Source organism: Bacillus sp. FSL K6-6540, assembly GCF_038007545.1.
The window spans coordinates 1,439,609-1,460,036 of the sequence record NZ_JBBOXH010000002.1; the positions used below are offsets into that span (position 1 = coordinate 1,439,609).

Consider the following 20,428-nt stretch of genomic DNA (forward strand, 5'->3'; position numbering starts at 1 on the left):
TCATTGGAAGGCTTGAACATATAAAGAAAAAGGACAACAGCTGTTGTCCTTTTCAATGCCGCTTGAACTTTCTCCCTCAGTCTTTTTTGTCTTGATGATCCAGCTCTTTTATTCGTTTCGTAAGCTCATTGAAAGCCTGATCAAGCTCCTTATACCCTTTATCATTTGGCGTCATAAAACTGAGTTTTCCCAGCACTTCTTGTCTTTCTGTCTCAAGCTTTAAGCGAAGCTCTTCCCGCTCATTTCTTTCTGAAGGAGCGGCGTCATTTAACTGCTTTTCGATGCCGTTGTTTGAGATGACGAGTTTACTGTTTGTTGTTTTTTCGAGAAAGTATCGGTCATGTGAAACCGCCAGCAATGTGCCGCTGTATTGTGACAGTGTTTCTTCCAGCTGTTCGCGTGACGGCAGGTCGAGATGGTTTGTCGGCTCATCTAAAATCAGCACGTCTTTTTCCTCCAGAATATAGGCCATCAGCTTGATCTTTACACGCTCACCCATACTCATATGCTTGATCGGTTCAGTCCATTGGGCGGCTGTAAAACCTAAGTGCCTCATCAGATTTTGAACGTGCCCCCTTGCTTTGAATGTTTCATTCTCAAATAACTCTTCCGGTGTTTGTTCTAAAGGCAAATCAAACACCTCCTGCGTTAAATAGCCGATGTTTGCGGACGGCGACACCCATACGCTTCCTTCTGCTGTTTCCTGTCCAAGAATGATATTCAGCAATGTCGTTTTTCCGCTGCCATTGGGGCCTATGATCGCAACCTTTTCGCCGTGCTGAATCGTAAAGTTTGCGTTTTTAAAGAGGGTCCTTTCTCCAAACGCTTTTGTTACATTCTGAACTTCTAAAAAACGTTTTCCTGTTTTGTGGGTTGTATCGATTGAAAAGCGGACTGTATATTCTGGGGTAACGGGTTCCGCCTTTGCTTTTTCCAGCTCTTTTTCAAGCCGCTTCTGCTTGGATTTTATCTGGGCATCCGTACGCTTCGCTTTTACCCGATGATATTCTTTAAACCCTTCCTTTTTCGTCGATTGAGCATGGGCTTTTTCCGACCAAGAAGCGAGCTCATTCATTTGTGCTTCAATCCGTTCGACCATTTTTTGCTGCTTTTCATATTCACGCTGCTGGGTGAGTCTTTTCTTCTCCCGGAACTTCATATACCCGGAGTAATTCCCTTTGAATTCAATCAGCGTCTGATCCTCAAGCGACCATATTTTTGTTGCGGCTTCGTCTAAAAAATATCGATCGTGAGAAACGAGAATCACAGTGCCGTTATAATGTTTCAGCTGTTGGATGAGAAATTGCAAGCTTTTTTCATCAAGGTGGTTTGTCGGTTCATCTAACAGCAGCAGATCTGCATCCTCTGATAGTCCTTTCGCCAGCCGCGCTTTCAGTTTTTCACCGCCGCTTAACTGATGAAAATCACGAAGAGGCACATGCCATTTCTCCAGTAACTTCTTTTCGGCAGGTGTCTGGTCCGCAAAGGAATACGCCGCGGTTTCCTGTTCAACCAAAGCCAGTTTTATATCCTTCCGAAGGATTTGACCCTGTGCAGGGGCTAAGTCATTGTGAATGAGGTGCAGCAGCGTAGATTTCCCAGCGCCGTTTTTTCCGATAATCCCAATGATATCTCCTTGCTGAACACTGGCGTTTACATGTTTAAAAACAGTTTGATCCTTTACTTCATAGCTAACGTTTGTTAATGTTACGATCTCTTTCATCCATATCCCTCGCTTTAAAGGGAGAATAAAAAAATCCTCCCAAATGTGTTGGAAGGATTAGCCGTGCCTGTGCATGATCAAATAAGCTATTTTTTATAAATAGCAGTGTCGTATATATAGAAAATGGGCAGACTAATCCTATTTTTTGATTTGAAATATTGATTTCAAACGGTAAAAATAAGATTAGTTAATCATTGTCCACCCATCATCCCTTCTTGTTTTGATTACAAACACTATAGCATATCTTCAAATTCAAAAGCAAAGGTCATTTTCATCAAAAAAACCCCTGCTCTCATTTTTGAGGCAGGAGTTTCGAGTGTTATTGATGCTTCGCTTTTCTCACTTTATAAATCACAATCAGCAAAATAAACCAAACCGGTGTGACAAATAAGGAAACACGAGTGTCCTGTGCCAGTGCCAGCACAACCAGAACAAACGCCAGGAACGCAAGAATCAGGTAATTTGTAAACGGATAAAGCGGAAGCTTAAACTTGTTTGTTTTCGCTAATTCAGGTCTTGTTTTGCGGTATTTCATATGGCAGATGACCGTAATCCCCCAAATGTAGATAAAGCATACGGTTGAAATGCTTGTGATCAGGGTGAATACGCCTTCTGGCATGATGTAGTTTAACGTAACACCTATTAAAATCACGATAGCCGAAAAGAATAAAGCATTTCTAGGCACTTTACGCTGAGTCAGTTTCGCCATTGACTCAGGTGCATTGTGATCTTTCGCCAGGGAATAGACCATACGGCTTGTACTGAATACAGCGCTGTTGCATGCTGAAGCAGCGGATGTCAACACAACAAAGTTGATAATACTTGCAGCCCCGACGATGCCAACAGCGACAAATACTTGTACGAATGGGCTTTCGCTGGGATTGATGACATCCCAAGGATAGATGCTCATAATCACGAGAAGAGCCCCGATATAAAAAAGCAGCACACGGACAGGAATATTGTTGATCGCCTTAGGGATTACTTTTTCAGGGTTTTCTGTTTCACCGGCCGTAAGCCCGACAAGCTCAATGCCGACAAAAGCAAACACAACCATCTGGAACGAGAGGATAAACCCGTGCATGCCATTCGGGAACAGGCCTCCGTGGCTCCAGAGGTTTGTGAAGCTGGACACTCCTGAGCTAGTGGAAAAGCCTTTGAAAATCATCACAAGGCCAATGACGATTAACGCCAAAATGGCAATGACTTTAATCAAAGCAAACCAAAATTCTAATTCTCCAAAAAGCTTGACTGTCGCTAGGTTCATAATCAGTAAAATAATAAGAGCGATCAAGCCGGGCACCCATTGCGGCACACCCGGGAGCCAATATTGAGTGTAGAGCCCGACTGCTGTCAGATCAGCCATCGCAATGGAAATCCAGCAGAACCAATATGTCCAGCCGGTGATAAATGCTGCCATATCGCCTAGGTAGTCTTGTACAAAATCCACAAAAGAGTGATAGTTCAAGTTTGATAACAGCAGTTCACCCAGCGATCTCATAATTAAAAAGCAAATGATCCCTGTGATCATATAAGCAAATAAAATCGAAGGTCCGGCAAAATGAATCGATTTGCCCGAGCCGAGAAATAAGCCTGTCCCAATGGCTCCGCCGATGGCGATGAGCTGGATATGCCTGTTTTTCAAGCCTCTCTGCAACGTTTGCTGATTTATATTGTCTTTCGTCATGTCGTCTGTCACTTTATGTGTTCCTCCATTGAAAATTGTTTATTGAGTCAGCAATCTATTTTTAATGATTATTATAACACTAAAATTTCTATCTTTTTTACTAAAAAAGGATTGATGAAAAGAATTTTAATGTGATTTGGACTATTTCCCGAAAAAAGCGGCTCCATTTAGGGAGCCGCTTTTTTATGCTTTTTCAGTTTTTTTCATAAACAGGTAGAGCCCGTAATCTGTCGGTGCGGATGCGTAGCCTGCCTGCCGCAGCATTGCTGTGATATTGCCGCGGTGGTATGTCCCGTGGTTGACAACGTGGGGAAGCAGTTCGGAAACAGTTGTTTCCATGATTCCGCTTGAGGGATTTTGAATCTGGAGTGGCTTATTGAGCTGTTCTTTTTGCTGTAAAAATAGTATATAGCGCTCGGATAACCTCAGAAAAAGGTCTTCCATTTCCTCTATTTCTTTAGCCTCTGTCTGTTCTTTAAGCTGTTCAGCTAAAGCCAAAGCATCGCTCAAGTTTTTGCCGGAAAACACTTCAATCCAGCCGAGATCAGAAAGATAAACATGAGACAATACATGGGATATTGACGGAAACACGCTTTGAATTTCTTGATGGTATACCTCTTTTGGAAGCTCTTTTAATCGGTTGAATATTTGTTGATTGGCCCAGACGTTATATTCATACAATTTGAATGCAAAATCTGACATGTTAAAATTCCCCCTTTCGTGTGTATAGCTTCTATTATACACGAACGTGCGTTCTTATGTAGAGTGCTCGTGAATAAAATTTGTTGACATATATAGTTTAGGGGAATAAACTAATTGACATTGAACATAAAGTTTAGCGGGGTAAACTATAATGAGGAGGGGAAGATATTGAATGAACAAAAGCTATGTCAGGCGATAAACCTGTTTGTGGAAGTCCTGCTTGAAGGGACAGAATTTGTGCATCGTGAAATCAATCAGGATGTCTTCAAGCATATCTCAAGGGAACAGGCAGACCTGTTGAAAATTTTAAAAGTCAAGGGCCCAACATCTCCCGGCAGCCTGGCCATGTACCAAAATGTACATAAGAGCGCGATCTCTAACAGACTGAAAAAGCTGCTCGAAAAGGGATTGGTTCAATGGGGCGACTGTCCGGAAAAAAGTGATAGGCGCTCTAAGCTTATTAACATTACACCCAGTGGTGAACACATACTAGAAGAATTAGATTCTGCCATCTTTAACGCGCTCAAACCGCTGATCGATGATATAGATGAGGAACACTTACATTCCATCATCGAGATATTCACCATTTTAAAAAGCAAATTTAAAGGAGGAGATTCTGCCGAATGAGAGCAATCATCAAATTCAAGTGGGCAATTGCAGCCATAGTATTAGCACTTACCGTCGTTTTGAGTTTGTTTTCTCCGAACTTAACGGAGCTGGCCAATCAAAAGGGGCAGGCCCAGCTTCCCGCTGATGCTGTTTCAGAAAGGGCAAACGCCATTTTAAAACAAGCGGGAGAAGACAATAATTCGATCAGTGTTGTCTTTACATTAGACAACGCTTTAAAGAAAGAAACAGAGAATCAGCTCCGGATAATGATCGATAAAATCAAAAAGATCGACGGTGTAGAAGAGGTAACATCTCCTCTGTCAGCGGAAAAAGAAGTCAAAGACCAGTTGATGTCGAAAGACAAGAAAACCGTTCTCATGCCTGTCACGATTACAGGTTCTGATAAAAAGGCGGAAAAAATTGCGGACGAGATTTATCAAATCGTTCCTGATGATTTGACGGCATATATTACGGGAGCTTCCCTTATCAACCAGGATTTCGCTCACAGCTCAGAGGAAGGGCTTAAGAAAACGGAAGTGATCACAGTCTGCCTGATCATCGGTTTACTGTTGATCGTGTTCCGATCTGTTGTGACGCCTTTTATCCCGATTGTGGTTGTCGGTTTTTCTTATCTGATCAGTCAATCCATACTGGGCATCCTTGTATACAATGTTGATTTTCCAATCTCGACGTTTACGCAAACCTTCTTAGTCGCGATCCTGTTCGGCATTGGAACAGATTACTGCATACTGCTTCTTACACGATTCCGTGAAGAATTGGCAAACGGGCATGATAAAAAAGAAGCGGCGCTTATCGCTTACCGCACAGGGGGAAAAACCTTATTTATCAGCGGATTCGCGGTATTAATCGGATTTTCCGCCTTAGGATTTGCGAAGTTTGCGATTTTCCAATCCGCAGTAGGGGTAGCAGTCGGTGTGGGAATTTTAATGATCATCCTCTACACACTGCTGCCATTATTTATGGTGACGCTGGGTGAAAAATTATTCTGGCCTTCTAAGAAAGTGCTGTCACACAGTGATAACAAACTATGGGCGTTTCTCGGCAGACACTCCGTTGCGCGTCCGTTTCTGTTCATTGTCATCACGGTGGTGATTACGCTTCCGTTCATCTTGACCTATGATGACCAGATTTCATTCGACTCAACTGCGGAAATCAGCAGCGATTATAAATCTATAAAAGCTCTCGAGGCCATTAAGGATGGATTCGGGGAAGGAAAAGCGTTCCCGATCAATGTTGTCGTAAAAGGAGACAAAGATCTTACAACAGCTGATACAATTCCCTATCTAGGAAATATCAGCAAAGCGATCGAGAAAGTTGATCATGTTGACTCTGTGATGACCATTACGCAGCCGACTGGTGAAAAAATCAAAGATTTATATATTGATAACCAGCTAGGATCGGTTTCAGACGGGCTGGATAAGACGGTAAAAGGGATTGCCGATGTCCAAAGCGGATTAACGGATATAGAAAACGGACTGAATCAAATGGCAGGGCAAACCGGCTCGGCCTCAAATGGAGGGTCTGGCGGTTCACTGGGCGATGCGGCAGATGGCTTGGGCAAAATCAATCAGCAGCTGCAGCTCGTGAGCAAACAGATTTCCCAAACCGGCAATACCGCACAGACCGTGCAGCAGCTTACGGCAATCAGCGGACAGCTTGGCCAGATTCAAACCGGTCTTGAACAAGCGAACCAGCAGCTCTCAGGCCAGCAGGCACAAGCCGGAACGCTGACAGAAAGCCTAAAGAAGCTGTCCGAAGGCGTGAGGAGCGCAAATCAGGGCCTGACGAAAGTCTCTGACGGTATTACAGCTTCCAGTGATATGTTAGAGGACATGAGCAAAAGTCCAACTGTAAGAGATACAGGCATATTCATTCCTGATCAAGTAATGAAGGACAAAGACTTTAAGAAGTCAATTGACCAGTATTCCTTTGCAGATGGCAAAGGTGTTCAATTAAGTGTCGTTCTGGATTCAAATCCGTACTCAGAACAAGCTATTGCGACAATAAACCAAATCAAAAAAGCTGTCGCAAACGAAGTTGACGGCACTCCTTTGGAGGATGCACAGATCGTATACGGCGGGGTCACGAGTATGAATGCGGACTTAAAGGAGCTGTCCACAACGGACTTCTCCAGAACAATGGTGATTATGATTATAGGCCTGTTTATCGTGTTAACCATTTTGTTCCGCTCAATGATCATGCCGATTTATATGATCGCGTCATTGCTGCTGACGTACTATACGTCGATATCCATAACAGAATTAATTTTTGTAAACGGCTTAGGAAACGCGGGTGTCAGCTGGGCAGTGCCATTCTTCAGCTTTGTCATCTTGATCGCGTTAGGGGTAGATTATTCGATCTTCTTGCTGGATCGATTTAAGGAAGAGGTGCACCTTGGCATTGAGCAAGGTGTCGTCAGGTCAATGAGCAAAATGGGATCTGTCATTATTACAGCTGCCATTATATTGGCCGGTACGTTCGCGGCGATGATGCCTTCAGGTGTCAATACACTGATGCAGGTGGCAAGTGTTATCATCATCGGGCTCTTGCTTTACGGCCTTGTCATACTTCCGCTCTTCATCCCGGCAATCATTGCAACCTTTGGAGAAGGAAACTGGTGGCCGTTCGGCAGGAAGAAAGGAAAAGAATATTCGAGAGAAGAGTGATGAATGGTCATCACTCTTTTCATGATCTAAACGACTAACTTCAGACGTGTTACCCAAAAAAGGTCAGACGCAAACGGCGGCTGTACTTAAAAAAAAAGAGCCCGGAAAACACTCACGGGCTCTTTTTTTTATTTCCATTCTGCAATTGTATCAATCGGCAGACGGTAGGAAGCATAGCCTTCGTCTGCTGCTTTTCCGATAGAAAGTAGCATAACCGGTACATAACGTTCTTTATCTAATCCGAAGGTTTCCGCGATGTTTTCTTTATCGTATCCGCCGATCGGGTTTGTATCGTAGCCATGCGCGCGTGCAGTCAGCATCAGCTGCATGGAAACGAGACCTCCGTCAATCAGGATCGTTTCACGGTTGACCTGTGCCGGAAGCTTTTCAAAATGTGCGGTCAGCGCAGCGATTTGTCTGTCTTTGACCTCCTGCGGCATGTAACCAAGTTCCACGGCTTTTGAATAGATTTCTTCTAAGTAGTCTGCATTGTTCATGTCTGCAAATACAGCGATGACAGCAGATGATGTTGTGACCTGTGTTTGGTTAAAGCTGGCAAGCGGTGCGAGCTTTTCTTTTCCTTCCGGGCTGTCAATGACAAGAAAACGCCATGGCTGCGCGTTAACAGAAGATGGGGCAGTTGTTGCTTCCTCTAAGATCTCTGTCATTTCTTCTTTGCTGATTTTTACTGCCGGATCATAGTTGCGAATAGAACGGCGGCCTTTCATAATTTCCATAAAATCGTTTGTTTTGATCATGTTGATACACTCCTCTTAAGCTTCGATATTATCTATATTGTTTCGCATGCGCGCCAGCACATCAATGAGCAGGCGGCGTTCTTCTACGCTTACATTTGCGAGCATTTCCTTCATGAAACGCTCCTTTTCCTTCTTAGAAGACTCAATTCGCTCTCTTCCTTGGTCTGTTAACCGAACAAGGGTGATGCGGTTGTCCTCAGGCTTGCGCCGCCTTGATACCATGCCTTTGGCTTCCAGCTGTTTCAGGTGTCTGGTAACGGCTGCGCTATCGATATTTACTTTCTTTTGAAGGTCGCTTTGACTGATCTCATCTGCATGATAAAGCAATGTCAGCAATTCCAAACGAGATTGGCTGATGCCCGTGCATGCCTCGAACTTCACGCCAATCACCTTGTTCACGCCTTGCAGCTGATATAAAATCTCGGCTTCCTCTGAACAAAATGACGCCAAAACCCATCCCTTCTTTCCTGTCAAAACTATTAATTGATATATCAATGATTGACACGTCAATTAATATACAACGATTGATTTCATCTTGCAAGCCATTTGCACTCTAGAAAAACCTCCCAGCGCATAAAATTCGCTAGGCTAGAACTTAGATAAAAAGCTGGCCGCTTCTTCAGATGATGCTGGTCACGATGATTCCCTGCATCATTCCCATTTATAGGTGTTCGGAATATCACTTTGCCGAGCCCATGCTCAAGCGGCTTTCACAGGCTGAAAGTTATGATACAATATACAAATGTTTAACAGCTTCAATCCATAGTTGGAGCTGACATCCATTATATAAGGGACTAGGTTGAAGGGAAGGTTTGATAACATGCTGCACAATCCAACTGGAAAAGAACGCTTGGCACTAGCGTTTCTGCTCGGCATGCTTGCTATATTGGGCCCGCTTAATATAGATATGTATTTGCCAAGTTTTCCTGAAATCGCGGAAGATTTATCAGCAAGTGCTTCACTTGTTCAGTTAAGTTTAACAGCCTGTCTGGTCGGACTTACGATCGGCCAGCTGATTGTCGGGCCGGTCAGCGATGCGCAGGGAAGACGAAAACCGCTATTAATCTGTATTTTTTTATTTGCGTTATCTTCTCTGTTTTGTGCACTGTCGCCCAATATAACAACTTTAGTGGCTGCGCGTTTTTTACAGGGCTTCACTGCTTCTGCAGGGCTTGTGCTGTCTCGCGCAATCGTCCGCGATGTGTTTACCGGAAGAGAGCTTTCTAAATTTTTCTCGCTGCTAATGGTTATTACCGCGGTGGCGCCAATGGTTGCGCCTATGACAGGCGGTGCCATTTTGCTTTTGCCGTTCGCAACGTGGCATACAATTTTTCACGTTCTCATGATCATCGGATTTTTACTAGTTCTTCTGATTGCATTGAGGTTAAAAGAAACGCTTCCGCCGGAAAAACGGATTCCAAGCTCAATCGGAACATCCGTCAAAACGATGGGCAGCCTGCTGAAGGATCGATCCTTTATGGGGTACGCGTTAACTGTCGGATTTATTCACGGGGGAAGCTTTGCATATGTGTCTGGTACGCCTTTTGTATACCAGGATATCTACGGGGTGTCTCCGCAGGTATTTAGTATTCTTTTTGGCATTAACGGGCTGGCGATTATATCGGGCAGCTTTATCATCGGGCGCTTTGGCGGAATCATTCATGAAAAAAGCCTGCTTCGTATAGCGGTCATTACGGCTGTGATTGCGACGGCTGTGCTATTAACCATGACCATGATTCACGGTCCTCTTGCTACATTAGTCATATCCATTTTCATTTACATGATTACGATCGGCATGGTTCTGACCAGCACGTTTACCTTGGCCATGGAAAAGCAGGGGCACCGCGCCGGAAGTGCAAGTGCGCTGCTTGGGATGCTCCCGCTGCTCCTCGGTTCAATCGTGTCACCGCTTGTAGGCATTAATGAGACAACAGCCGTTCCGATGGGAGCCATCATGTTTGTAACAGCTGTCATCGGCTCACTGGCTTTTTTTGGATTAACGAAAGAACGAGTAGGGCAGAATTCATAAAAAAAACCTGACATGACGTCAGGTTTTTTGTTTTATTTAGAATAACAACAGCAGGCCTGCAATCGCCGGAGTCAAAAAGATGGCTGATTTCAACACCACCTTTGGCATGAGGTTGGTGAATTTCGCGCCTACATAGGCACCGCACATTGTCCCGACTAGAACTTTGACAAGCAAAACGTAATCAACAAAACCTTCTGTAATATATCCGATGCCTCCACCTACAGCCAGAGGGATGATCACAAGCATCGTCGTTCCGACAGAATGGCGAATGGACAGATTCAGCATAATCATTAAACCGATTTGAATAAAAGGTGCCGACCCGATGCCGAATGTGCCGGAAAGAACGCCGGATACAATTCCTAAGATGACCGCTCTCGTATACGTTGAAAGAGTGCTTTGATTCACTTGAGCCTTCTCTTTTAAAATAAATAATCTGATTAAAATGAGAATTGCTGATAAAAATAACATTCCAGCCGTCAAATAATGAAGCAAATCAGCCGGAATAAAAGATGTCAGCTTGGCGCCGAAAAATGAGCCAACCGCAGCAAAGCCTCCAACTATTAAGCCGATTTTCATTTGAATGTTGCCCTCGCGATAGTGGCTGTATGCCCCTGATAAGCTTGTAAAAGCCATGCCGGCAAGTGAAGTGCCTAAAGCCGTATGAATCGGGATATGGAAAAGAAGCGTTAAAAGGGCAATGACAAAGCCGGCTCCACCGGCGCCAATAAAGCCTAAAATAATTCCTAGAAGAAACATAACAAGAATAATGAGCATATTTTTTCCTCCATTGAAAAGATGTAAAAATGTAATCGTGCGCTATTCTGGCGGAGGTATGGTGTCCTATTGACGAAGAAAAACACGCCGTTTTTTCAGTTACCAGTAGTCCGTCGACCGTCGTTCAGCAAACATATCGTACCTCAAATTCAGGGATCTGACAAGGCAGTTTGTTGCTTCCCATTACCATCTGTTATATGATTTTGATGAAGAAAAGCCCTTGAATATATTCAAAAGAGGTATTATATATGGACGATTTTAAATTAGATAAGCCGACTCCCTACTACCTGCAATTTTATAACCAGCTAAAAAAAATGATCTTTAACGGGACTTTTAAGCCTGGGGAACGGATAAACGAAACACAGCTGGCGAAAAGCTTTGGCGTCAGCCGCTCTCCGATAAGGGAAGCCATGCGATTGCTTGAGAAAGATGGTTTGTTAAAAGCAGATGACCGAAATGGGTTTTCGATCACGTCATTAACGGCAAAAGATGTAGATGAGATTTATAAAATCAGAATTCCGCTGGAGCAGCTGGCAGTCGAATTAGTCATAGACGAAGCGGACGAAGAAGAGCTGACCATACTCCAAAAACAGCTTGAAGAAACAGAGAAAGCGATTCACAACGGCACGGAAGATACGGAAATCATTCGTTTAAACCAAAAATTTCATGAGCTGCTGGTTGATTTCAGCCATAACAGACATTTGAAAAATTTGCTTGAGCATGTAAATGATCTGATTCATTTTTGCAGAATCCTTAATTATACCGGCGACCACCGTGCAGAAACGATACTGAGTGAGCACCGCAGGATATTTGAAGAAGTGAAAAAGAAAAACAAAGAAGCAGCCAAACAACATGTGCTGGCTCATTTCAATCATGACTGTGAGCATTTGAAGCATGTGCTTGAAGAAGGTAAAGAGAATTGATTTCTATGATCCGGTACCAAGGGGGAGCAGAACCCTTGGTATTTTTTTATGTATTCACCACATATCTAAGAGGCCCCGTTAATAAGATTTTATGATGGTTTGACTAACGAATAATGGGGGTTAAACATGTTTATCCATATCGTCGGGCCTGGTGATTCTTTGTTTTCGATAGGCAGAAGATACGGTGCTTCTGTTGATCAAATACGGGGTGTGAATGGTTTAGATGAAACGAATATCGTGCCGGGGCAGGCTCTGCTTATCCCTCTTTATGTATATACAGTCCAGCCTGGAGATACGCTTACCGCCATTGCAGCCAAAGCGTTTGTGCCATTAGAGCGACTGCGAGCCGCCAATCCGGGTATCAGCCCAAATGCTTTACAAGCGGGAGCAAAAATAACGATTCCTTCGATCTCAAATTACATTGCGGGAACGTTAAGTTTTTATGTGCTCCGAAACCCAGACCTCGATCGAGAATTAATCAATGATTATGCGCCATACTCGTCTTCGATTTCAATTTTCGAATACCATATTGCACCGAACGGCGACATTGCAAACCAATTGAATGATGCGACCGCTATTGAGACAACTTGGCAAAGGCGAGTCACGCCGCTGGCAACAATAACGAACCTTACATCAGGAGGCTTCAGTACGGAGATTGTTCACCATGTGCTAAACAATCCGACAGCGAGAACCAATCTGGTCAACAACATTTATGACTTAGTTTCCACAAGGGGATATGGCGGTGTCACAATCGATTTTGAGCAGGTGAGCGCCGCGGATCGCGATCTTTTCACTGGATTTTTACGCCAGCTGAGAGATCGACTTCAGGCGGGAGGGTATGTGCTGACGATAGCTGTTCCTGCAAAAACAAGTGATAATATTCCATGGCTGAGGGGCTATGATTACGGGGGGATAGGAGCGGTTGTCAATTATATGTTTATCATGGCTTATGATTGGCATCATGCCGGAAGTGAGCCGGGTCCTGTAGCGCCGATTACTGAAATAAGGAGAACCATTGAGTTTACGATTGCGCAGGTGCCGAGCAGAAAAATCATTATCGGAGTCCCGCTCTACGGGTACGACTGGATCACCCCGTACCAGCCGGGCACAGTTGCTTCAGCGATTTCAAATCAAAACGCAATCGAAAGAGCGATGAGGTACCAAGCTCCGATACAATATTCAGCCGAATATCAATCACCGTTTTTCCGGTACAGTGATCAGCAGGGACGGACGCATGAGGTATGGTTTGAGGATGTCAGAAGCATGAGCCGGAAGATGCAGATCGTCCGTGAATACAGATTGCAGGCTATTGGCGCTTGGCAGTTAACGCTGGGCTTTACGCCGGGCCCATGGCTTCTGCGGAAATTTTTTACGATCAGAAAAGTGTAAAAAAAGACACCACAGCTGGGGTGTCTTTTTTTTTGATTAAGTCCAGAGCAGCAGAATAGTTCATTCATTTGTACCTTGCATGGGTTGTGTTCCCATTTTACGATTAGTAGTAGTCTGATTAAACAAAGAGTCAGAATACGATTTGAGAGGGAGTTGTCTACATGAAGACAGTATTGATTTTGAATTTTCCTGCGGAAGGCCATGTGAATCCTACCTTAGGCATTACAAAAGCGTTTTCCGATAAGGGATATGATGTCCATTATATATCCACTGAAAAATATAAAAAACGATTAGAAGCAGCGGGAGCAACGGTCCATCTTCACCGGGATCTGCTGCGAACGACACCTATTCATGTCGGTTCGCCCAATGGCATTCTTGATTTCGTGAAAATCCATATCAAAACGTCATTGGACATTTTACAGATTGTCAAAGACTTATCTAAGAGCATTCAATTTGATTTTGTTTATTATGATAAATTCGGCGCGGGGGAATTGGTAAGGGATTACTTAGATATTCCAGGAGTCTCTTCATCGGCGTCTTTCTTGTTTGGCGAGGAGCACCTGAAAATCCTGCCGCTGCATCCGGAGTCTGGAGCGCCGCTTGAATTGGATCAAGAGTGCGAAGACCTTTTGGCAAAAATGAAAGAAACGTACGGTGTTGCCCCGAAAAACCTGGTTCAATTCATGAACAATAAAGGGGAATTGAACGTAGTGTATACAAGCCGTTATTTTCAGCCAGAAAGTGATCGTTTTGGGGATGAATGTCTATTTATCGGGCCGAGCTTTCCAAAGAGAGCGGAAAAAACAGATTTCCCGATTGAACAGCTAAAAGATGAGAAGGTCATTTATATTTCAATGGGGACTGTACTGGATCATACAGAGGATTTCTTCAACCTTTGTATTGATGCATTTTCAGGCTTTAACGGAAAAGTCGTCATCGCTGCCGGAGAAAAAGCGGACCTGACCAAATTAAAGCAGGCGCCGGAAAACTTTATCATTGCTCCGTATGTCCCTCAGCTGGAAGTGCTGGAGCAATCGGATGTTTTCATTACACACGGCGGAATGAACAGCGTAAACGAAGGCATTCATTTCAGCGTGCCACTGGTTGTCATGCCTCATGACAAGGATCAGCCGATGGTGGCGCAGCGTCTCTCTGAACTCCATGCAGGCTATGTCATCTCTAAAGATGAAGTCAATGCCCAAATATTAAAACAAGCCGTAGATGAGGTTTTGCGCAACGATCAGTATACGGCAGGCATTAAAAAAATCAATCAAAGCTTCAAAGAATGTATGGACATGGAAGAAGTGATGGAGCGGATTGATGAGTTGATTCGCCAAAAAAACAAATAAGAAAAAGAACTCCCGTACCTTGTACGGGAGTTCTTCATTTAAAACTTGATTTTGATTTTTTGAGCATCGCTGATTTTCTTATGGTTATGGTCAAAGACGTCACTTGTCGTGATTTCGATCCACTTGATCTTTTTTGTTTTCTTCTCGGCATCCGCGGCCTTATCATGAGCATGGCCGCTTGATGCGTTCACAATAAAGCCGAGATTTCCGGACTTTTCGGCGCCGCCTTCCAATTCGCCGTTTAACTCTTCAAGATAAATATCTTTGTTCCAATCAAAGGTTTCACCCGTATTTGTTTTCATCAATGCAATCGGCGCAACATTTACTTTTTTTGTAGAGGTGTTCTTGATATCAACGAAAACCTTAACGAAATCAAACTCTTCATCATGTGTTAACTCATGAAAGTAATCAATCATGCTGTAGTCCGGGCGCAAGTGGATCAGCTTCATTTCTTTTACTGTTAACTCCACGTCGCCAATCTTATAGGTTTTGTTCACTTGTTTGATATCTTTTAAGACAGCTTTTCCTTTATCATCTGAAAACGTTTGGCCGACCTTAAGCAATGACCGGTCATCAGTTACCTGGGAATTAGGCTGATAATCATCTGTGCTGTCCTTCTGGGATGAAGTGCTTTGCGGCTCAGCTTTTACTGTTTTCTCCCCGCCTGCATGCTGTTTTTCAGTACTGGCGTTTGATGAGCAGCCCGCAAGCATGATAGCAAAAACGAAAATTGAAAGAATTCTTCTCATGATGATTCCTCCATTAAAAAGAGATCCCGTTACTTCATACAAGCAACGGGACACCTTGTATTCTTTTACTTATCGTTAATCTTAATGTTGTATTGTAAAGCCTTGAAGACATTTTTGGCGATTTCTGTATTGTCGATTTGGCCGGCAAATGTCTCACTAGACGGACCGTATGCATAGACGGGCACATCTTCACCGGTATGTCCGCCTGTGGTCCATCCAGTGTGAGAGCGTTTGTTAAAGATGTTCTCGATTGCGTTATCGATATCCAGTACTTCCTTCGATTTTGCCGCTTCTTCAACAGATTGAATTTCGGCTTTTGTTAAAGCCAATTTTTTTTGATCGATATATGTTTTCAACGTTTTTTCAACATCCGCGCCGTCAGCGATTTTTTCTGCCATAAAGTCTGGTGTGCGCTTTGCGGCTTTAATGGGTTCACTGAACCAATTGTAGATGCCGTCCGCACCGATGGAATATCCGCCGGTTGAGTGGTCAGCCGTTGCGACAACCAATGTGTGCTTGTCTTTTTTAGCGAAATCAATAGCCGCCTTATAAGCTTGTTCGAAGTCTTCCATCTCGCTCATGGCGCCGACGATATCATTGTCATGGCCCGCCCAGTCAATTTGGCTGCCTTCCACCATGAGGAAGAATCCGTCTTTATCCTTGTTTAATTTTTTTATGGCTGTGTTTGTCATGTCTTTAAGTGATGGAACATCCTTCGTCCGGTCAATCTTTTTAGGCAGGCCGCCGTCAGCGAATAGGCCGAGAACTTGGCTGTCTTTGTTTTTCAGCATGTCCTTGCGGTTATCCACATAACTGTACCCCGCTTTTTTGAATTCCTTAATCAAATTACGGTCCTTACGGTCAAAATTGCTCTTTCCCCCGCCTAAAAGGACATCAATTTTGTGCTTGCCGTTGACCTTCTCATCAAAATAATCATCCGCAATTGAGTTCATATTTTTTCGGCTGTGGTCGTGGGAACCGAAAGAGGCCGGAGTGGCGTGTGTAATTTCTGAAGTGGCCACAAGTCCTGTTGCTTTTCCTTTTTCTTTCGCAGCTTCAAGCACCGTTTTGGCTTCTGACCCGTCGTTATCCACGGCTATGGCATTATTGTATGTTTTAATTCCCGCAGACATAGCCGTTGCCGCCGCTGCAGAATCCGTTACATTTTGTTCAGGATCATCGGGGTAAGTTGTTTGCTGGCCGACAAGATACTGATCAAAAGCCGTAGGTTCCACAACTTTTGTCTTTTTATTATCCTTTAAGTATCGATAAGCGGACGTATAAGACACACCCATACCATCACCAATCAGAACAATAACATTCTTAATTTCGTCGTGGTTCCCCTTTTTCTTTTCCTGGGCGCTGGCTTCAGGCACACTGCCGCTGGCTAAGCTGCTGAACGCAATTGATGATAAAACCGCAATAGGCAGTAATTTCTTCGGGAATTTTTTCAACTGGATAACCTCCTAAAAATAGATAAATCTCAATGACAACCCAATTATATTTTTAAACTGTTAAGCTAGTATTAATCGATTTTAAAGATTGGATTTACAAGAATAATGAACTGCTATCAAGAGAAAGGAAAGAGTGATAGTACTATAGAAATAAATTGGAGGAATAGATACTGGCCGTGGATAGGCGGACTGAAATCTGCTATAGTCGCATAGAAGCAACCCGCTTACATCTTGAACAATTTTAAGTATTATGTTGGAAGAGGTATTGTGTAAGTACATGTCTGAGCAGTTCATATGGAGTGGCATCATTTTATTTTAGGAGGGAACAACATGGACGTTTTTTCTGAGTATTTAGCGGGGATTGATGACCCGTTCCACCGAGAAAGAACGGAAGAGGTGTTAACTTGGATAAAAAATAAATATCCAAATTTACATACAGAAATAAAATGGAACCAACCGATGTTTACGGATCACGGTACATTTATTATTGGCTTTAGTGTTTCTAAAAAGCATTTAGCTGTCGCTCCTGAAAAAGTAACGATAGCGCACGTAGAGGATGATATTGTGAAGGCAGGATATGACTACACCGAGCAGCTGATACGTATCCCTTGGAACGATCCAGTTGATTACACGCTACTTGAGAAAATGATTGAGTTTAATATTCGGGATAAGGCAGACTGCTCCACTTTTTGGCGAAAATGAAGGAAAAAGGCATAACATATGACCTGTATAAAATATGTTACACCTTTTCATTTGTCTATTTTTCGTTTTGATCATCTATTGCTGCTTTTCTTCAAACAAGGTCTTTTCATTGAGCGTAAGCTGGCTCGCAGAATAATGATTACCTTGTTTCCATTTCACTTCAATCGTAATATCATGGCCTTCAAGCTCATGTTCATCTAACCGCTCTAAAAAAGAAACGGACTTTTCTTTTGCGCTTCCATCAGAAAAAGTGCCTCCAGCATAATCATGCATCGGGATTTCCGTGTCAGAACTCAGCAGAATTTCATCATCCTTTTTTACAATCAGGGATTCCAAATAAGTGTTGTCTATTTCAATTGTATCACCGATCCAATAAAGTTTGCCGCTGTATTCATTCGGTGCATCTTCATTTTTTTTGAAAACAGCTTCCCAATTCTGGTCTTTGCTTTCTCCCTGCCAATTCGGATACTCCAAACGAACATGATGAATCAGGTGATAGGAAAAAAAGATCAAGCAGAAAGCGATTAATAGGAATGCCGTGAAAATGAGAGGGTATTTATAATGACTGGACATAAAAAGACTCCTATTCGTTTAATCAATTACCTTCGAAAATAGAATTTCATCCCGAATCAAAATGCCGTTTTCAGCCACCTCGGGAATCTCCGGCTTGAGTCGGCGCGCTTTATCAACTGCGTTCGGAAACACTTCGGCGAATTGATAGCCTCTCTTTTGATAAAACGCCATCGCATGTACATTATCATTCGTTGTGATAAGCTTTATTCGTTGACAATGTGCATATTTAGCCGTCTCTTCAACCTGCTGAAGTAAAGCTGTGCCGATTCCTTTATTTTCAATCATACTATCTAATGAAATAATTTCACAATCTTTCCCATCTATCAAGTATGTAATACAGCCAATGATTTCGCCGCTTTCATTTACTGCGGCAAATCCATCTAATTCATCACACCGAAAAATGCCGCTGGAAATCGCCATCTCGGGTGTACCCCATTGCTTGGCAAAAAAATCGGTCAACATATGTTTCGCTATCTCATTGTTTGGGATGATGATCATCATAACACTCCTCTATTGAAAGATTGCATATGTACTATCAATATAAACAATATATAACAAAAAAAATAGATATTGAGGTGACGGCATGGAAATCAGCGATGTTATTTACGGGTACCACCATATAGATGGAGTACTGGAAGAGCTTATCAAAAGCGCTCCTGTGCAAAGATTAAAAGGGATCTATCAAGGCGGAGCAAGCTTTTTAGTCAATCGAAGGTGGAATGTGACCAGGTATGAGCACTCCATCGGCGTAATGCTCCTCATCAAAAAGCTCGGAGGAACGATAGAAGAACAGATTGCGGGTCTGCTCCACGACGTATCACACACAGCTTTTTCTCATGTGGTCGACGTTGTCTTTGAAAATCAAGCAGAAGACTATCATGAAAACATCTTTCAACAAGTCATTGTTCACTCTGAAATCCCGGACATTTTACAAAAACACGGCTATCATACTGAAGAACTTTTATCTGACGATTCAAGGTGGACATTGCTCGAACAGCCCGCACCGGAGCTGTGTGCTGATCGGACAGACTATACGCTGCGTGATATGTACCGATATGGACACATTAACCTGCACGAAGCGCAAACCTTTTTGGATCATCTTATTGTGAGAAACGGAAGGATGTTTCCTGATAGTATTGAAGCCGCCGAATGGTTTGTCAGTGTGTACTACAAGGAAGTGATTGATTTCTTTTTGAATCCCGTGAATGTATATGGATATGAATATTTAGCGCGAGCATTGAAGGCAGCGCTGCGGCATGATGTCATATCCGCAGAGGATCTGCTGAAAACGGACCAAGAGGTACTGAACATCCTGCGTGCATCAAAAAATGAAGAAGTCCTGAGCTTGCTTACATCCATTCATCCCGGCATACAAGTAATAGAAGATGACATCCAGTACGATTTCCATCAAAAGAAGAAAATGCGCCTAATCGATCCATCCATTTTTCTTGATGACAAATGGATCAAATCCTCAGATGTTTCTGAAAAGGTAAGGAAAATGGGTGAGGCCGCTTATCAAAAAGCAAAAAAAGGTGTGTATATTAAAATCTTAAATCAGTAATTGCCGCCTGACAGCGGCTTTTTTTATGTTTGGCTTTGCAAACAAAGGGGAATAGGACAAACTGCGGGAACGCTTTATGAGAATATCAGCGTATTTACATACCGTTCGGGGGTATAGTATTATCGAGAGGGCATGTTTTCATTGTCTGCGGGCAAAAGTTACAGGAAAAAAATGAAGCAAAGGAGAATGAACATGAAAATCTCTAAAAATGCACTGGGAATTCTGATGTTATCTCTTGTTTTTGTTTTATCAGCATGCGGCAATAACAACAGTACGAAAGAAAGCACACATGACAATCATTCAGACTCCTCATCACATGAAGAGATGGACCATTCCGGATCAGCTGACGTTCCAGAGGGATTACAGGAATCTAAAAATCCGAAATACAAAGTAGGCAGCCAAGTAATCATCAATACTTCTCATATGAAAGGCATGAAAGGTGCCGAAGCTACGGTAACAGGCGCCTATGATACAACGGCGTATGTGGTTTCTTATACTCCGACTAATGGGGGACAGCGTGTGGATCATCATAAATGGGTGATCCAAGAAGAAATCAGAGATGCCGGAGATAAAACGTTACAACCCGGAGATCAGGTGATTTTAGAGGCTTCTCATATGAAAGGCATGAAAGGAGCAACAGCCGAGATCGATTCCGCGGAAAAAACAACTGTATACATGGTTGACTATACATCGACAACAAGCGGCGAAAAAGTGAAAAACCACAAATGGGTCACCGAAGATGAGCTATCAGCTAAATAATAA

The 20,428-nt window shown here is 43.1% G+C and carries 19 protein-coding genes; 9 read left to right on the forward strand and 10 right to left on the reverse strand.

Translation table 11 applies throughout. The features are described from left to right. Positions 1-76: 76 nt before the first annotated feature. From vmlR to dinB, 3 genes are all read right to left on the reverse strand, one after another. Positions 77-1,723, reverse strand: coding sequence for an ABC-F type ribosomal protection protein VmlR (gene vmlR / locus MHH82_RS39795; protein WP_049140469.1), 1,647 nt, complete (start codon positions 1,721-1,723; stop codon positions 77-79). A 319-nt stretch (positions 1,724-2,042) separates the two neighbouring features. Then, the gene (locus MHH82_RS39800; RefSeq protein ID WP_014475969.1) at positions 2,043-3,419 is read right to left on the reverse strand and encodes an amino acid permease; all 1,377 of its coding nucleotides are present in this window, start codon (positions 3,417-3,419) and stop codon (positions 2,043-2,045) included. A 171-nt stretch (positions 3,420-3,590) separates the two neighbouring features. After that, positions 3,591-4,109, reverse strand: a complete 519-nt coding sequence (gene dinB, locus MHH82_RS39805) for a damage-inducible protein DinB (RefSeq protein ID WP_038828173.1) — start codon at positions 4,107-4,109, stop codon at positions 3,591-3,593. A 168-nt stretch (positions 4,110-4,277) separates the two neighbouring features. Between dinB and MHH82_RS39810 the strand changes: the two genes are divergently transcribed. Next, a complete protein-coding gene (locus MHH82_RS39810) occupies positions 4,278-4,736 on the forward strand; it encodes a MarR family transcriptional regulator (protein WP_021481637.1) in 459 nt (152 codons plus the stop codon). Next, a complete protein-coding gene (locus tag MHH82_RS39815; protein ID WP_021481636.1) occupies positions 4,733-7,405 on the forward strand; it encodes an MMPL family transporter in 2,673 nt (890 codons plus the stop codon). Before MHH82_RS39810 ends, MHH82_RS39815 begins: the two co-directional genes overlap by 4 nt. Before the next feature lie 128 nt (positions 7,406-7,533). Here MHH82_RS39815 and MHH82_RS39820 read toward each other — a convergent pair whose 3' ends face one another. Both MHH82_RS39820 and MHH82_RS39825 read right to left on the reverse strand, forming a co-directional pair. Continuing rightward, positions 7,534-8,163: a nitroreductase family protein gene (locus MHH82_RS39820; RefSeq protein ID WP_003234135.1), complete on the reverse strand. Its 630-nt coding sequence runs from the start codon at positions 8,161-8,163 to the stop codon at positions 7,534-7,536. A 15-nt stretch (positions 8,164-8,178) separates the two neighbouring features. Continuing rightward, a complete protein-coding gene (locus MHH82_RS39825; protein ID WP_072175206.1) occupies positions 8,179-8,673 on the reverse strand; it encodes a MarR family transcriptional regulator in 495 nt (164 codons plus the stop codon). 310 nt (positions 8,674-8,983) lie between these two features. On the opposite strand from MHH82_RS39825, the gene MHH82_RS39830 reads away from it, so the two are divergent. Then, positions 8,984-10,192 carry a Bcr/CflA family efflux MFS transporter gene (locus MHH82_RS39830; RefSeq protein WP_015382899.1) on the forward strand — a complete coding sequence of 403 codons (1,209 nt, stop codon included), beginning with the start codon at positions 8,984-8,986 and terminating at the stop codon, positions 10,190-10,192. 36 nt (positions 10,193-10,228) lie between these two features. Here MHH82_RS39830 and MHH82_RS39835 read toward each other — a convergent pair whose 3' ends face one another. Further along, on the reverse strand, positions 10,229-10,966 hold the full coding sequence (locus MHH82_RS39835; protein WP_072175207.1) for a sulfite exporter TauE/SafE family protein: 738 nt from the start codon (positions 10,964-10,966) through the stop codon (positions 10,229-10,231). A 248-nt stretch (positions 10,967-11,214) separates the two neighbouring features. Between MHH82_RS39835 and MHH82_RS39840 the strand changes: the two genes are divergently transcribed. The 3 genes from MHH82_RS39840 (at position 11,215) to MHH82_RS39850 (ending at position 14,627) form a co-directional block, all read left to right on the forward strand. Continuing rightward, positions 11,215-11,889 (forward strand): GntR family transcriptional regulator, encoded by a 675-nt coding sequence (locus MHH82_RS39840; protein ID WP_038828168.1) that lies wholly within the window; start codon positions 11,215-11,217, stop codon positions 11,887-11,889. Between the two features lie 126 nt (positions 11,890-12,015). Continuing rightward, complete coding sequence (locus tag MHH82_RS39845; protein WP_072175208.1) at positions 12,016-13,278, forward strand: glycoside hydrolase family 18 protein; 1,263 nt, start codon at positions 12,016-12,018, stop codon at positions 13,276-13,278. Positions 13,279-13,439: 161 nt separating this feature from the next. Beyond that, a complete protein-coding gene (locus MHH82_RS39850) occupies positions 13,440-14,627 on the forward strand; it encodes a macrolide family glycosyltransferase (protein WP_003234124.1) in 1,188 nt (395 codons plus the stop codon). Between the two features lie 38 nt (positions 14,628-14,665). On the opposite strand, the gene MHH82_RS39855 is transcribed toward MHH82_RS39850, so the two are convergent. Continuing rightward, the gene (locus tag MHH82_RS39855) at positions 14,666-15,376 is read right to left on the reverse strand and encodes a membrane lipoprotein lipid attachment site-containing protein (RefSeq protein WP_072175209.1); all 711 of its coding nucleotides are present in this window, start codon (positions 15,374-15,376) and stop codon (positions 14,666-14,668) included. Positions 15,377-15,441: 65 nt separating this feature from the next. Beyond that, a complete protein-coding gene (phoB, locus tag MHH82_RS39860; RefSeq protein WP_072175210.1) occupies positions 15,442-16,830 on the reverse strand; it encodes an alkaline phosphatase PhoB in 1,389 nt (462 codons plus the stop codon). A 330-nt stretch (positions 16,831-17,160) separates the two neighbouring features. On the opposite strand from phoB, the gene fra reads away from it, so the two are divergent. Continuing rightward, positions 17,161-17,532: an iron chaperone frataxin gene (fra, locus tag MHH82_RS39865; protein ID WP_072173543.1), complete on the forward strand. Its 372-nt coding sequence runs from the start codon at positions 17,161-17,163 to the stop codon at positions 17,530-17,532. 75 nt (positions 17,533-17,607) lie between these two features. On the opposite strand, the gene MHH82_RS39870 is transcribed toward fra, so the two are convergent. Together MHH82_RS39870 and MHH82_RS39875 are read right to left on the reverse strand one after the other, a co-directional pair. Next, positions 17,608-18,105 carry a YdhH/YoaO family protein gene (locus MHH82_RS39870; RefSeq protein WP_021481629.1) on the reverse strand — a complete coding sequence of 166 codons (498 nt, stop codon included), beginning with the start codon at positions 18,103-18,105 and terminating at the stop codon, positions 17,608-17,610. An 18-nt stretch (positions 18,106-18,123) separates the two neighbouring features. After that, entirely contained in the window at positions 18,124-18,606 is a 483-nt protein-coding gene (locus MHH82_RS39875; protein ID WP_072175211.1) for a GNAT family N-acetyltransferase, read from the reverse strand. Positions 18,607-18,688: 82 nt separating this feature from the next. On the opposite strand from MHH82_RS39875, the gene MHH82_RS39880 reads away from it, so the two are divergent. Beyond that, positions 18,689-19,666 carry an HD domain-containing protein gene (locus tag MHH82_RS39880; RefSeq protein WP_072175212.1) on the forward strand — a complete coding sequence of 326 codons (978 nt, stop codon included), beginning with the start codon at positions 18,689-18,691 and terminating at the stop codon, positions 19,664-19,666. Between the two features lie 141 nt (positions 19,667-19,807). Continuing rightward, entirely contained in the window at positions 19,808-20,425 is a 618-nt protein-coding gene (locus tag MHH82_RS39885) for a YdhK family protein (protein WP_128442069.1), read from the forward strand. Positions 20,426-20,428: the final 3 nt, after the last annotated feature.

Excerpts from the sequence above, each read along its gene's own strand:
- vmlR (WP_049140469.1), bottom strand. The coding sequence starts at position 1,723 with ATGAAAGAGATCGTAACATTAACAAACGTTAGCTATGAAGTAAAGGAT.
- dinB (WP_038828173.1), bottom strand. The coding sequence starts at position 4,109 with ATGTCAGATTTTGCATTCAAATTGTATGAATATAACGTCTGGGCCAAT.
- MHH82_RS39815 (WP_021481636.1), top strand. The coding sequence starts at position 4,733 with ATGAGAGCAATCATCAAATTCAAGTGGGCAATTGCAGCCATAGTATTA.
- MHH82_RS39820 (WP_003234135.1), bottom strand. The coding sequence starts at position 8,163 with ATGATCAAAACAAACGATTTTATGGAAATTATGAAAGGCCGCCGTTCT.
- MHH82_RS39830 (WP_015382899.1), top strand. The coding sequence starts at position 8,984 with ATGCTGCACAATCCAACTGGAAAAGAACGCTTGGCACTAGCGTTTCTG.
- MHH82_RS39835 (WP_072175207.1), bottom strand. The coding sequence starts at position 10,966 with ATGCTCATTATTCTTGTTATGTTTCTTCTAGGAATTATTTTAGGCTTT.
- MHH82_RS39840 (WP_038828168.1), top strand. The coding sequence starts at position 11,215 with ATGGACGATTTTAAATTAGATAAGCCGACTCCCTACTACCTGCAATTT.
- MHH82_RS39845 (WP_072175208.1), top strand. The coding sequence starts at position 12,016 with ATGTTTATCCATATCGTCGGGCCTGGTGATTCTTTGTTTTCGATAGGC.
- MHH82_RS39850 (WP_003234124.1), top strand. The coding sequence starts at position 13,440 with ATGAAGACAGTATTGATTTTGAATTTTCCTGCGGAAGGCCATGTGAAT.
- MHH82_RS39855 (WP_072175209.1), bottom strand. The coding sequence starts at position 15,376 with ATGAGAAGAATTCTTTCAATTTTCGTTTTTGCTATCATGCTTGCGGGC.
- fra (WP_072173543.1), top strand. The coding sequence starts at position 17,161 with ATGGACGTTTTTTCTGAGTATTTAGCGGGGATTGATGACCCGTTCCAC.
- MHH82_RS39870 (WP_021481629.1), bottom strand. The coding sequence starts at position 18,105 with ATGTCCAGTCATTATAAATACCCTCTCATTTTCACGGCATTCCTATTA.
- MHH82_RS39875 (WP_072175211.1), bottom strand. The coding sequence starts at position 18,606 with ATGATGATCATCATCCCAAACAATGAGATAGCGAAACATATGTTGACC.
- MHH82_RS39880 (WP_072175212.1), top strand. The coding sequence starts at position 18,689 with ATGGAAATCAGCGATGTTATTTACGGGTACCACCATATAGATGGAGTA.